The sequence below is a fragment of the Paenibacillus sp. NPDC058177 genome, assembly GCF_042883835.1.
Classification (GTDB): domain Bacteria; phylum Bacillota; class Bacilli; order Paenibacillales; family Paenibacillaceae; genus Paenibacillus_AQ; species Paenibacillus_AQ agri.
Genome location: NZ_JBHVVB010000001.1, coordinates 62,759 through 76,733 on the forward strand (window position 1 = coordinate 62,759; position 13,975 = coordinate 76,733).

General features: G+C 49.2%; 13 protein-coding genes. All 13 read left to right on the plus strand.

Translation table 11 applies throughout. From position 1 onward, the window contains the following. Positions 1-288: 288 nt before the first annotated feature. The 13 genes from ACFVU8_RS00290 to ACFVU8_RS00350 all read left to right on the plus strand — a co-directional run bounded on the left by ACFVU8_RS00290 (position 289) and on the right by ACFVU8_RS00350 (position 13,920). Positions 289-1,305, plus strand: coding sequence for a LacI family DNA-binding transcriptional regulator (locus ACFVU8_RS00290; RefSeq protein WP_175373633.1), 1,017 nt, complete (start codon positions 289-291; stop codon positions 1,303-1,305). Between the two features lie 24 nt (positions 1,306-1,329). After that, positions 1,330-2,154, plus strand: coding sequence for an ABC transporter permease (locus ACFVU8_RS00295; RefSeq protein WP_066363069.1), 825 nt, complete (start codon positions 1,330-1,332; stop codon positions 2,152-2,154). A 26-nt stretch (positions 2,155-2,180) separates the two neighbouring features. Beyond that, on the plus strand, positions 2,181-3,212 hold the full coding sequence (locus ACFVU8_RS00300) for an ABC transporter ATP-binding protein (protein WP_387425407.1): 1,032 nt from the start codon (positions 2,181-2,183) through the stop codon (positions 3,210-3,212). A 32-nt stretch (positions 3,213-3,244) separates the two neighbouring features. Further along, a complete protein-coding gene (locus ACFVU8_RS00305; RefSeq protein ID WP_387425409.1) occupies positions 3,245-4,414 on the plus strand; it encodes an extracellular solute-binding protein in 1,170 nt (389 codons plus the stop codon). Next, on the plus strand, positions 4,411-5,256 hold the full coding sequence (locus ACFVU8_RS00310) for an ABC transporter permease (protein ID WP_387425411.1): 846 nt from the start codon (positions 4,411-4,413) through the stop codon (positions 5,254-5,256). The genes ACFVU8_RS00305 and ACFVU8_RS00310 overlap by 4 nt, the downstream gene beginning before the upstream one ends. Continuing rightward, positions 5,253-5,726 carry a hypothetical protein gene (locus tag ACFVU8_RS00315; protein WP_379464667.1) on the plus strand — a complete coding sequence of 158 codons (474 nt, stop codon included), beginning with the start codon at positions 5,253-5,255 and terminating at the stop codon, positions 5,724-5,726. Before ACFVU8_RS00310 ends, ACFVU8_RS00315 begins: the two co-directional genes overlap by 4 nt. After that, positions 5,723-6,715 (plus strand): CehA/McbA family metallohydrolase, encoded by a 993-nt coding sequence (locus ACFVU8_RS00320; protein ID WP_387425413.1) that lies wholly within the window; start codon positions 5,723-5,725, stop codon positions 6,713-6,715. The genes ACFVU8_RS00315 and ACFVU8_RS00320 overlap by 4 nt, the downstream gene beginning before the upstream one ends. 60 nt (positions 6,716-6,775) lie before the next feature. Continuing rightward, positions 6,776-7,489 (plus strand): glycerophosphodiester phosphodiesterase, encoded by a 714-nt coding sequence (locus tag ACFVU8_RS00325; protein ID WP_387427150.1) that lies wholly within the window; start codon positions 6,776-6,778, stop codon positions 7,487-7,489. A gap of 214 nt (positions 7,490-7,703) precedes the next feature. Continuing rightward, positions 7,704-9,128, plus strand: coding sequence for a 3-isopropylmalate dehydratase large subunit (leuC, locus tag ACFVU8_RS00330; protein WP_387425415.1), 1,425 nt, complete (start codon positions 7,704-7,706; stop codon positions 9,126-9,128). 29 nt (positions 9,129-9,157) lie between these two features. Continuing rightward, complete coding sequence (gene leuD, locus ACFVU8_RS00335; protein WP_387425417.1) at positions 9,158-9,760, plus strand: 3-isopropylmalate dehydratase small subunit; 603 nt, start codon at positions 9,158-9,160, stop codon at positions 9,758-9,760. 206 nt (positions 9,761-9,966) lie between these two features. Then, complete coding sequence (locus ACFVU8_RS00340) at positions 9,967-11,535, plus strand: N-acetylmuramoyl-L-alanine amidase (protein ID WP_387425421.1); 1,569 nt, start codon at positions 9,967-9,969, stop codon at positions 11,533-11,535. Between the two features lie 163 nt (positions 11,536-11,698). Continuing rightward, positions 11,699-13,135, plus strand: a complete 1,437-nt coding sequence (locus ACFVU8_RS00345) for an N-acetylmuramoyl-L-alanine amidase family protein (protein WP_379464661.1) — start codon at positions 11,699-11,701, stop codon at positions 13,133-13,135. 104 nt (positions 13,136-13,239) lie between these two features. Then, entirely contained in the window at positions 13,240-13,920 is a 681-nt protein-coding gene (locus ACFVU8_RS00350) for a GerMN domain-containing protein (RefSeq protein WP_387425423.1), read from the plus strand. The last annotated feature ends 55 nt before the right edge of the window (positions 13,921-13,975 follow it).

Below are 13,975 nucleotides of genomic sequence, written 5' to 3' on the forward strand. Positions count from 1 at the left end.
AGGAATCCTGCTGTCAGCCACGGTGGATCTTGCCGATCACCTCACTGCTTCGGCTATTTCGCTGTGTTCTTTTTGTTTTTACGTCCTGAAAATCATTTTAACGTTCCGTTTATATTAGAACGCTTTTAATTGAATGATATAGAAATTAATGAAAATTTTCGGCGAGAAATGTGATTACCCGGCGTTTTTTCTTTACGTATCCGTTCGATTCGGTTAATACCAAACTTATATTCGGACGGTATCTTATAGATGTGGGAACGATCTCACACCTATAAGCGGAGGTAAGTTATGAGCAATATCAAAGAGATCGCTCTTCTATCGGGTGTATCCAAGTCTACTGTATCCAGAGTGATCTCGGGACATGGTTATACAAGCCAGGAGGCCAAAGACAAGGTTCTGAAGGTGATTCAGGAGCTGCAGTACAAGCCGAATGCGATCGCTAGAGCGATGGTCTTGCAGCGTACGCATAATATCGGGATTCTGATCTACCGCAGGGATTACCCCATCGTGTCCCATCCCTTTTACGGTAAAATCATCGACGCCATTCTGGCTACAGCTGCAAGGATGAATTACTCCGTATTTGTAACGACGGACCATGAAATGTCGCTAAGATCCGCCGATTTCATGATGGAGAAGCGGGTAGACGGGCTGATCTTGATCAGCCGCCTGGAGCAGAATGTGATCGATCATATTAGTAAATTCGGCGTTCCTTATGTAATGGTTAACGGCTCCACGAATGTGGATGGTGTGGTTCATATCGTGAACCGGGATCAGGAAGGGGGACGTGAGGCTGCCCGGCATTTAACCGGCCTTGGACACCGCAAGATCTTCATGCTGGCCGGTCCGCAGGACCATCGAAGCCATCATTTGCGGCTGGAGGGATTTCGGGACTATATGCAGGAGCATCACCTGGATATCTCGGAAGACGCTATCGCCTATCCCGTAGCCTCAACGTTCGAAGCAGGCTACAGAGCGATGAGCGAACATTGGGAGCATTTTAGACAAGGGGCTTATACTGCAGTATTCGGTACCAATGACATGATCGGGCTGGGGGCAATGAAATTTTTGCACGAGCAAGGCCTTAGCGTCCCGGAGCAAGTGGCGGTAATGGGCTTCGATGATATAGATATTTCTTCTATCACGAATCCGCCCTTAACGACCATTCGAGTCGATACCCAGCAAATGGGCCATGTTGCCTGTGTCATGCTGGACAAGCTGATTCGCGAGAATTCTGTCAAAGAGACAATACTGGAGCTTAAGCCTGAACTGGTGATCAGGCATTCTACATCACACCAGGACACTTAATGATTGGAAGGAGCAGGACATGTAATGAAGTGGTATTTAAAATCACTGGGTCCAAAGAAAATTATCGAATTTGTCGCTCTAATCATCTTCGTGATCTTTTTCATGGGACCTCTGTTGAACCTGGCTATTCTCGCATTTACAGGGAACTGGAATTACCCGGACATGCTTCCTAGGGAATGGTCGCTGAAATGGTGGAAGTTTGTCTTCCAGCAGGAGGGAGTCTCGCAGTCTATCGCCCTTTCCTTCCTGATCGCAACCATCGTTACTGCTGTATCGATCGTGCTTTGTGTTCCGGCAGCGTATGCCTTTGCCCGAATTCGATTTCCGCTCAGCAAGTTCTTCTTGTTCTCGTTCCTGCTGACGCACGCCTTTCCTAAAATGGGGCTTTACGTCTCCATCGCAGTGCTGTTCTATAAGCTTGGCCTGATGAACACCCTGCTCGGCGTCATTCTGATTCATATCATCAATGTGCTGATGTACATGACCTGGATTCCGACCTCAGCGTTCCGTAATGTTCACACGGCGCAGGAAGAATCGGCCCGCGACGTAGGGGCAAGCCCGTTCCGGGTATTCCGCAGCATTACGCTGCCGATGGCGATGCCAGGTATTATTGTCGCTTCAATCTTTACTTTTCTGAACTCTCTAGATGAAGCGCAGGGGACTTTCCTCGTCGGCGTACCCAATTTCAGAACGATGCCTGTTGTGATGTATGGCATTATTAGCGATTACCCGGCTTATGCCGGTGCGGTCTTCTCAATTATTCTGACAGCTCCGACGATTATTTTACTGCTGGCGGCCCAGCGTTTTGTCAGCGCGGATGTTCTGTCGAGCGGCTTCCAGATCAAATAAACTGACGTGCGGAACAGGAGGACACTATGGGGATTCAATTATCCATTCAGAAACTGACAAAACGTTATAAAACAGGCGATGGAGTAAGCGATATTTCACTGGATGTCGGCAAAGGAGAGATGGTCACCCTCTTGGGACCGTCCGGCTGCGGCAAGACAACATTGCTGCGCAGTATCGGTGGCTTCCTTGATCCAGATGCCGGAGACATCCTGATTGAAGGTAAAAGTGTATTAAAAGCACCGCCGGAAAAACGTCCGACCTCCATGGTCTTTCAGGGCTACAATCTGTGGCCGCATATGACGGTGTACGATAATCTGGCGTTCGGTCTGAAAATCCGCAAGGTGAAAAAGGCAGAGCGTGATCAGGCGATTGAACAGGTGCTGGAGCTGGTTCGTCTGCCGGGGGCAGGGAAGAAATATCCTGGGCAGCTGTCCGGTGGTCAGCAGCAGCGGATCGCCGTGGCCCGCTCACTGCTGCTGAAGCCTGCGGTGCTGCTGCTGGATGAGCCGTTCTCGGCACTGGATGCCAAGCTGCGGCACGAAATGCGGGAGGAACTGCGCGAGATTCAAGCTGACCTCGGTCTGACCATGGTCTTTGTCACGCATGACCAGGAGGAGGCCTTATCGATTTCTGACCGGATTGTGGTGATGAACCATGGACATATCGAGCAGATTGCCACTCCGCAGGAAATATACGATGAGCCCAAATCACTATATGTGGCCCAGTTTATCGGGAAAATGAACTTCTTGAAGGGGGTGGTTGCTGAAGGCGGAATTAAGGTAGGGGAACTGAGTTTCCCGAACCCTAACAAGCTTTCAGGTAAAGTTACGGTGGCTGTCCGGCCGGAAGATATTCAGTTCGGTGGCGGCGCAGAGAGTAGACTACAGGGGACGATTAAGCAGATTATGGTGCTTGGTCATTATGCCGAGGTGTCGGTCGATGTTCAGGATCATGGCACGGTACGTGCATTCCTGGCTCGCGACGAGGTCAGAACGCTTCATCATGGTCAACAGGTGTCGGTAGGCTTTGCCAAGATTCTAGCATATCCGGAACAGTAAAATGAGCAAACACTCAAGGAGGAAAATAGTTCATGTCTAACAAGAAAACAGCATTCACCCTTTTGACAAGTTTGGTTCTGGTCGGATCTTTACTCGCAGGATGTGGAGAAAAGAATAGCAATGATTCGGCTGCTGCCGGTAATGGCGCTACGGCTGAGCCTGCTGCCAAGACGACGGAATTCTCTTTTTATTACACAGGCTCCCAGAACGTTGACGATCTCTGGAAAACACTGATTCCGATGTTCGAAGCGAAGAACCCGGATGTTAAGGTCAAGCCGGTTTATGTTGCTTCAGGCACAGGCGCTCAGCCTACCTATGACCGCATTCTGGCTGCCAAGCAGGCGAATAAAGGCTCAGGCGACATTGACCTTTATGAGGACGGCATTGATTCCGTCAACAAAGGCAAGAACGATGACATCTGGGATACGCTCAGCGAGAGCAGCATTCCTAACCTGAAAAATGTGGATGAGAATACCCTGAAAGACGTCTCTAACCTGGCTATTCCTTATCGTGCTTCCGCGGTACTGCTGGCGTATAACAGCGACAAAGTGAAAGACGCGCCGAAGACACTGGACGAGCTGTATGACTGGATTCGTAAAAATCCGGAAAAATTCGCTTACAATGATCCATCCACCGGCGGTGCAGGCAGCTCCTTCGTAACTACAGCCCTCTATAAATTCTTGCCTGAAGAGGCTATCCATAACTCTGATCCAAGCATCATGAGCCAGTGGGGTCAAGGGATCGACCTCTTGAAGGATCTGGGCAAATACGTATACGGTAAAGGCATCTACCCGAAGAAAAACCAAGGTACACTTGATCTCTTGGCTAGCGGAGAAGTGGATATGATTCCGGCCTGGTCCGATATGGTGCTTGACCAAATCTCCAAGGGTCAGCTTCCGGCAACAACGAAAATGCAACAGATTACACCGGGCTTCAACGGCGGACCGACTTACCTGATGGTACCGAAGCTGTCGGAGAAGAAAGACGCAGTATACAAATTCCTCGACTTCGTCGTTTCGCCTGAAGCACAGACTGAAATTGTCAACAAAATGCACGGCTTCCCGGGCATCAAGCTGAGCAACATGCCGCAGGAGATTCAGGATTCCTTCAAAGGTGCTTCGGAAGGCTACCGTACCTTTAACCTTGGCGACCTGGGCAAAGAAATCAACAAAAAATGGCAAAGTGAAGTTGCTGCTCAATGAGTAAACAAGCAAGAAGGGGGCTGCTGGGGATTTCCCTGGTCCTCCCTTCCTTTCTCATTCTGGTGCTGATTGTTGTGCTGCCGATTCTGGGATCTTTGAAGGAAAGTCTCACGAATCACAGTGGCGGTTACGACTTGTCCAATTATAAGTATCTGTTCACTGATAAACTGATGCGCTCGAATATTATTTTTACGCTAGAGGTGACGATTGCTTCCACACTTCTGGTCATGGTCATTAGCTATGTTCTGGCTGTGTACATGCGCTTTAATCAGGGCATGGCGGTCAACTGGATTCGGCGGATGTATATGATACCGATCTTTATTCCTTCGGTCATTGCTACCTATGGTCTGATCCAATTGCTTGGCAATCGTGGCTGGGCAGCGCGGATCCTTTATCACTTTGGGTCTGAAAGCTTTCCGCGGATTATTTTTGATATGAAAGGGGTTATTATCGCCAATCTATGGTTCAACATCCCGTTCACCACAATGCTTCTAGGTTCAGCCTTATCCGCCGTACCGAATTCCGTAATTGAAAGTGCCAAGGATGTGGGTGCAGGGAAGCTCCGTATTTTTTTCAAACTGATCCTTCCATTGACGTTCAAAACACTGCTGGTTGCCTCCACCTTCGTATTCATGGGTGTGATCGGCTCGTTTACGGCACCGTTCCTGATCGGACCGAATGCGCCGCAGATGCTCGGGGTCTCGATGGAGCAGATCTTTGGGGTATTCCAGGATCGTCAGCTTGCCGCAGCAACAGCATTCTTCACCTTCCTGATGTGTTCGTTTGTCGGTTATTTCTATATTCGCTCAATGATTAAAGAAGAAGGAATGCGTTCATCATGAAGACTGTTCTCGTAGACGCGCAAGGGAAAGTAACTCCCGCAGGCTCCAAATCGCATATTGCGTACCGTTTCTTTGTTCCAAATGGTGCAGACCGGCTCGGCGTTCATTTCAATTACGGGCCCAAGTATTTAGAAGATCAGGAGAAGGCTAAGCTGCTGATCGAGCAGGGAATCGAAGCCTATTTTGAGGCTGAATATTTGGAGCAGGCAAAAGCACGCTGGCAGTCCTATCTGCCGCTGCAAAATCTAATCACCGTCTCTGTCGATGCCCCTGACGGACATCGCGGGGCCGCTCACCGGCATGACCGTGAGCAATTGCATGTTCTATCGCGGCATGAAGCCACACCGGGACTAATACAGGGTGAGATTATACCGGGCATGTGGGAGGTCACTTTAAGCCTGCATGCGATTGTGACCGATGTCTGCGACTATACACTAAAGGTCTGGGTGGAAGAGGAGGATGCGCAATGAAATGGTTAGCCTGCGAGCTGCACACACATACATTCCACAGCGACGGCCGGCAATCGCTGGCTGAGCTTGCAGCAGGGGCCAAGAATCTTGGCTTCGACTGCATCGCATTGACGGATCATAACACGATGACAGGGCTTGCGGGTAAAGAAGACATTGAACGTGAGACAGGGCTTTCGATCATATCGGGGATGGAATGGACTACATTCTTCGGTCATATGGTGACGATTGGACTGGATGAATTCCTCGACTGGCGCCCGGTCGGCCCGGGTGATATCCATGCCGGACTCGCACGTGTTCATGAACGGGGCGGCCTTGCCGGAATGGCGCATCCGTTCCGCGCCGGCAGTCCGATGTGTACAGGCTGTTATTGGGAGTTTGAAATCAGTGACTGGAACGATATTGATTATATTGAGGTATGGTCAACAACGTTTGCACCTGTGAAAAATAATAACATCCGCGCCTTCCGGCTATGGACGGAGAAGCTGAATGAAGGCTACCGGATTGCCGCGACGTCCGGACGCGATTGGCATCACCAAGATCCAACGGACGATCCGTTGTCTGTAACCTACCTTCAGCTTGAAGAAGAGGATGCGCCTGTCACCGATAAGGCAGTAAGGGCTTTATCAGCCGGCCGTGCCTCTGTTACGCTGGGGCCGTTGCTTAAGCTTGAAGTGACTTCGCGCGGGACTACTTACGGTATCGGTAGTGCTGTGCCGGGAGGCAGAGTGTCTGGAAGCACATCTGTTGCCGCTGTGTCGGCAGATTTCCAGGTGCGCAAGGGTCACTGGAAGTTGGAAGACCAGCGTTATACACTGAAGCTGGACAGCAACAAGGGAATACTGGCTGAGGAAATCATTACGCCAGATGCTCCGTGGCTTGAAGCCGAGATCCCGGATGAAGATTTGCTGTGGATTCGTGCGGAGCTTTGGGGGATGGTGAAGGGTGTGCGTACGATCATTGCCTTTACCAATGCAGTTTATTTCGATTAAAGCAAAGGAGCCGAGAAAATGACTGGACATTTTCCATGGATTACAGCTCACACGGGATGTATGGATACTCTAGACAACACTTTAGTCTCTGTGGAAGAGGGAATCAGGATGGGAGCAGATATCATAGAGGATGATATCCGGGTCACCCGGGACGGAATCGCGATTCTGGCTCATGATGATATCTGGCAGAGCGTTGATGGCCGTACCATTCAGATCTCAGCATTAAGCTTCAAAGAGCTTCAGAGTATAGAAGTGATAGTGGACTATGCCGGCAAGACGGGAAAGATGACCTTCTCGACGCTGGAAGATCTGCTGCTGCTGATTAAAGGTTCAGGCCGAACGGCGAATCTGGATCTAAAAGTTGATGAAGCCATTGATGCAGCGGCAGCTTTGGTGCATAAGCATGATATGCTGGGGCAAATATTCTTGTCTGGCTGTGGGGCGGAGCGGGCCTTACTGGCACAGCTGCGTTATCCAGAGCTGAAGAAGCTGCTGAACGCTGATAGCGAGCATTTTCTGAACCGATCCTATGAGGAAGCCCTGGAACAGACATTAAGCGATGCATTGGCTGCAGTCTGTTTCGGGATCAATATCTACCATGAGTTCGTTAAACCGGAATTAATCGAGCAAGCCAAAGCGAACGGCCTTAGGGTCTATGTCTGGACCGTCAATGACGTCTCGCTAATGGAGCATTATGCGTCTCTTGGTGTGGATTCCCTAACCACACGGGCTGTGGAAGATCTGGTACAGCTGAAGAAAAGTATGCAGCAATAATGAGACAAGGTTCAGCCATATATAAAGCAGGCTGGGCCTTTTGTGCGTTGTAAGTGACGATCCAAATAGAGGTTTCACTCGCTTATAGTTCATGCCTATGAACCCTATAGTTTTTATATCTTGGAATAATAAACGGCGCGATGTTATATTTAGTTCATTCAAGAGAGACTCCACACTCTCTTCCAATGAACGATTAAATGATGAGGTGAAATTCATGAGCAAGAAGACAATGTTTGAGAAAATTTGGGACAATCACGTTATTCATCAGGAAGAAGGCAAACCTAGCATTCTGTATATTGACCTTCATTTGGTTCACGAAGTGACTTCTCCACAAGCCTTCGAAGGCCTGCGCCTGGCTGGCCGTAAGGTTCGTCGTCCTGAGCTTACATTCGCGACAATGGACCACAACGTACCTACCAAGGATCGTTTTAACATCAAAGACCCGATCTCCAAACAGCAGATCGACACGCTTTCCCAGAACTGTCGTGATTTCGGCGTGAGACTGTTCGACCTTAATGATATCGACCAAGGTGTAGTACACGTTATGGGGCCAGAGATCGGCCTGACTCATCCTGGTAAAACGATTGTCTGCGGCGACAGCCATACTTCTACACACGGCGCATTCGGCGCACTGGCGTTCGGTATCGGCACCAGTGAAGTAGAGCACGTAATGGCAACCCAGTGCTTGCAGCAAGCTAAAGCCAAGACGATGGAAGTTCGCTTCACAGGCAAGCGCAATCCTGGCGTAACCGCGAAAGACATGATCCTCGGCGTTATCGCTAAATATGGTACTGACTTTGCTACTGGTTATGTTATCGAGTACACAGGCGAAGCGATCCGTGAGCTGTCGATGGAAGAGCGCATGACTGTCTGCAACATGTCGATTGAAGGTGGCGCGAGAGCCGGTCTGATCGCTCCTGACCAGACTACATTCGATTACCTGCGTGATCGCCAGTATGTACCGCAAGGTGCTGCTTATGACGCTGCAGTTGAGACCTGGAAAGGGCTCGTAAGCGACGAAGGTGCAGAGTATGACACTATTGTTGATTTTGATGTAGAGACCCTGATTCCGCAAGTAACCTGGGGCACAAGCCCGGGTATGGGTACTGACATTACAGCAACTGTGCCGAATCCGGCTGATTTCACAACTGAAAATGAACGCAAAGCTGCTGAAAAAGCACTTGAATATATGGATCTGATTCCAGGTACTCCAATCTCCGAAATTGGCATCGACTATGTCTTTATTGGTTCCTGCACCAATGGCCGGATTGAAGACCTGCGCGCTGCTGCACAGGTTGCCAAAGGCCACAAAGTATCTGATCAAGTAACGGCTATTGTCGTTCCTGGTTCTGGACGTGTTAAAATGCAGGCGGAAAAAGAAGGTCTGGATAAAGTATTTACAGAAGCAGGCTTTGAATGGCGTGAAGCAGGCTGCAGTATGTGCCTTGCGATGAACCCGGATGTTCTGCAACCAGGACAACGCTGCGCATCGACCTCCAACCGTAACTTTGAAGGCCGTCAGGGCCGTGGAGGACGTACGCATCTTGTATCTCCTGCAATGGCTGCCGCTGCGGCAATCAAGGGTCGTTTTACCGACATTCGTGACTGGAACTATAAGACGGAAGCCGTCAATTCATAAGAATCAGATCTAAGCGGGAGGGAACTAACATGGAAGCTTTTAAAAAATTAACAGGAATCGTTGCACCGGTTGACCGGGTCAATGTTGATACAGATGCTATCATTCCAAAGCAGTTTTTGAAACGGATTGAACGGACCGGATTCGGACAATTTCTATTCTACGAATGGCGTTTTGACGAAGAAGGAAATGACAACCCGACATTCGAGATGAATAAGCCGCGCTATAAAGGTGCGTCTGTCCTGGTCTCTCGCGCCAACTTTGGTTGCGGCTCCTCCCGGGAGCATGCGCCGTGGGCGATTATGGACTATGGCTTCAAGACGGTAATTGCTCCGTCTTATGCAGATATTTTCTATAATAACTGCTTCAAGAACGGTATTCTGCCAATCAAGCTGTCAGAAGAGCAAGTAGAAGATCTGTTCCAGCGGACGGCTCAGTATGATGGTTATGAATTGCACGTAGATTTGGAGAATAAGGTTCTGAGTGATGATCATGGCTTGAACATTGCTTTTGACCTGGATGAGCACCGTCGCCAGTTCCTGCTGCAAGGTCTGGACGATATCGGTCTTACTCTTCAGCATGCGGATGAAATCTCTGCCTACGAAGAGCGTCATGCTGCTAAGTTGTTCGGTTAATGCTTTTCCTGACGACTCTATGAGTTATGTTAGTTTATATTAAAACTTCACCATTTTAACAGAAACTTCTATTTCCGATGTCGGAAATAGAAGTTTTTTTGTTATAATCGATATATTCATTGCCTGTAGAGGCAACTTTTGGAAGGTTTCTGTCGTCTGATAGGTCATGGAAGTTCACGAATCCAAATATCAAAGGAGAGAAAAGGATGGGGAGAATCACCCGCTTAATATTTTCGCTACTTTTGCTGCCGCTGATGTTTCTGTCATTTTCCGTCCATGACGCTGCCGCGGCAGGAAAGACACAAGGTAAAATCGTTCTGGACAATAAAGAACTTGCTCTGCCCAAAGGGATTGCAATTGAGAATGTGAACGGAAGTGTGATGATCCCCATACGGATTGTAGTAGAGAACTTGGGGTTTGAAGTGCTGTGGGAGCAAACCTCTCGTAAAGTGACCATAAAGCAAGATTTTAAGAGTGTAGAACTTATCGTAGGCAGCAAATCGGCTAATGCCGACGGGATACGCCTGGATTTGAATGCTGCACCTAAACAAACCGGAGGCACGGTGCTGGTGCCCATCCGATTTGTCAGCGAGCAGTTTGGACTAAAGGTAGGCTGGGACAACCGTGATAAAATCGTCTATTTAACCGGAGGAGCGCCAGCTCCCCTAGTTGCAGCACCCACACCAATACCGTCACCAGTACCGTCACCCACTGCTCAGGTTCTATCAGCCACGCCGGGAAATCTGGGCGGGAGTATTCCGGGCACAGTTGTTTCAACACCTTCTCCAGCTGCGTCTATTCCGGGCAGCGACGGCGCTATTGCAGGTGCGCCAAAGGTGAAGGGTGCTGTATTCAGTGAGAACAAACTGGTAGTTGCCGTTGATGGGAGCGTCAAGCCAAGCATAACGGTAATGAATAATCCGGCCCGCATTATTGTAGATTTACCCGGAACGGCTTTTGCACCAGAATTTGCAGGAAGCCTGCAGCAGGGACTGGCGGGTAACGGTAGCCCGCAAGGCAAGCTGGATGTGACCGGCTACCCGCTCGTATCCGAGATCAGGTACGCTTTGTTCAGCGTCAATCCTTCTATAGTAAGATTTGTCATTCAGACAGCGGTCAATCAGCCTTATCAGCTAAGTACGGATGAAGTCACCGGTCTGGTTACCATCGATCTCAACACGCAAAGTGTTCCTTGGAACGGTGGGGGGACAGCCGGGAATACAGGCAAGCCGGTAGTTGTCCTGGATGCGGGGCATGGTGGTTCTAAGCCGGGGGCGGTCAGTATCACGGGCCGATTGGAAAAGGACTTTAATTTGGCCGTGGTCCGTAAAGCGGGAGCGCTATTGGAACAGGATGGACGGATGACAGTGGTGTATACCCGGACTGAAGATACCCACCTGGAGCTGCAGGATCGGGTGGTGATTGCCGAGGCGGCAGGCGCAACTCTTTTTCTCTCGGTACATGCCAATTCTCTTGAGACATCTTTTCCGAACTGGAATAAAATCAACGGAAGTGAAACCTATTACAGTCGAAGTGAGAGCCTGCCTTTTGCGCAAATTATGCATAAGCATCTTCTTGCCGGAACGGGATTTAAGGACAATGGAGTCCGTTATAAGAGCCTTCATGTAACCAGGGAGACACGCATGCCCGCTGTGCTGCTGGAAGCTGGCTATCTCACCAATGTAGACAATGAAACTGCGCTGTATACAGACTATCTTCAGAACAACCTTGCAGGAGAGATTGCAGCGGGGATCAAGGAATATCTTGGATTGTAAATTGGACTGAGGCCGCACAAATTATGCAAATCTCAGTTCCCCTATGGAATATATTCGCAACTTTTGTAGAGTGGCGGCGTCTAATAGATGTCGAAGGTTGCTGGTCGTCAGGTCAACAAGAACGTCTTTCTCAGGCGGAATACTAGATTCTTAGAGGTGGAGAATGAAGAAATTTGGTTTTATGCTGTTGCTGTTACTTTTTGTACTAATCTTGCCGGAAAATGGACATGCCGCTGCCTCGGGCAGCAAGATTATTCTGGATGGCAAGGAGATTACGGCCGAACAAGGAGCTCCTGTTGAAAATGTGAACAGCACGGTTATGGTCCCGCTAAGAATGATTGCAGAGAATCTTGGCTACAAGGTGGACTGGGAGCAGAAGAGTCAGACGGTAACCATCTCTGATTCATTCAAGACGATCAAGCTGGTGGTCAATCAAAAAACGGCTTCTGTCGATGACAAGACCGTTACCTTGGTCACTGCTCCGTTACTGCGCAGTAATACGACGCTAGTACCGATCCGTTTCATCAGCGAACAGTTTGGTCTGCTGGTTGATTGGGACAATTCACAGAAGATTGTAACATTGACTACACCAAACGCTCCGGGAGATAACGGTTCCCAGCCGGAGAACCCAAGTAATCCAGGAGATGGGCAGCCTCCTGTGGATCCTACTGCAAATCTGGCCCAGGTAAATGGTTTGAGCTTCAATGAGAATCGCTTGACCATTGCTGTCGATGGCAAAGTCGAGCCGAAGGTATCTGTGGTAACCGGCCCGGATCGTATTGTTGTAGATCTGCCGAATGCTACCTTCTCGAATGTTTTTGGTACCGGACAAGCTCTCGATTCCAACCTGAACGGCAGTCTTGCAATTACTGATTATCCCGATGTGTCGGGGGTTCGCTATTCGCTGTATAATACGAATCCTTATGTAGTCCGCTTTGTCATTGATTTGACTCATTCGAAGAATTACAGCGTGAATGTTACCGGAGATTCTTCAAAGTTAGTGGTCATTGATCTTAATGCACCATCGACAACTGATCCTGTTACCCCACCAGTGAATAACGGCAGAAAGCTGGTTGTGCTGGATGCAGGGCATGGTGCCAAAGATTCCGGTGCTGTGGGTGTAACTGGAAAGTATGAGAAGAACTTTAATCTGGCTGTCGTATTGAAGGCTGCTGACCTGCTGAAGAAGGAGAACAAGGTTGACGTAGTGCTCACACGAAGCGACGATACGTTTATCGAGCTGAAAGATCGTGCAGCCCTGGCGAACAATCTGAAAGCGGATCTTTTTATCTCCGTTCATGCCAACAGTGGTGCGTCCTCCTCAGCCAGCGGGAGTGAAACCTATTATCAGCGTGATGCCAGCAAAGCGTTGGCAAACGTGATGCATAAATACCTTGTACAAGCCACCGGCATAAGCGACCGAGGTGTACGCTATGGCAATTTCCATGTCATACGGGAAACAAAGATGCCTGCGGTGCTTCTGGAGGTTGGCTACCTGAGTAACAAGAACGATGAAGCCCTTTTATTCAATGACGCTTTCCAAAGTAGAGTTGCCGCTGGGATCGTCAGCGGAATCAATGAATATCTCGGAATAAAATAACAGCTTAACGGCAGACCAGCGCCGCACAGTTATTTCCCGCCTGTTTTTCGGCCCGAAAACTATGCGGACAGGTCTGCTCGTATTCATCTAAGGGGGTATTAGGAATGATGAACAAGAAATTAGGTTACGCAGGAATTGCTGCTCTGCTTTTACTCGTAATTGCTGGTTGCGGCGATAAACCGACGGCTGCTCCGGCTAATGGTAACAATCTGGAGCCTACCGTTGTGAACGGTGCTGGAGAGAACGGAAGCAACAATAATACAGTGGAAGGCGGCGATCAGGTAGTTCCGAGCCCATCGCCTGAAGCAACAGAGGAGCCCGGAAATAATACGGTCAACAGTACGCCTGCACCGACTGCTACAGAAAAGCCGGCTGCTGCAGAGAAGCAAAGCCAAAGTATCGATGTCTATTATACCGATCCACAGCTATTGGATCTTGTAGCTGCGAAGGCTACTATCCATTTTGCCGATCCAGTGGAGAAGTACAGTGATGCCTTCAAAGCGCTGCAAAGCAGCGATAATCAAGAGCAAATTCCGCTGTGGGGCAAAATTGAGCTGAAATCGCTCAAATTTGAGGATGGACAGATCCTTATGGATATCCATAAACCACAAGATGCACAATTGGGCGCTGGTGGGGAATCCATGGCGATGTCCGCCCTTGCCAAAACTTACTTCCAATTCGACGAAGTGAAGAGCATCGAAATGCTGGTGGACGGCCAGAAAGTTGAAAGTTTGATGGGCCATGTTGATCTGGAGCATCCCATGACCAGAGAGAACAGCTTGTAATACGCAGGAATTCTGCAGCTGCTTGGCGAAGTACTAGGTACACAACAATCATGGG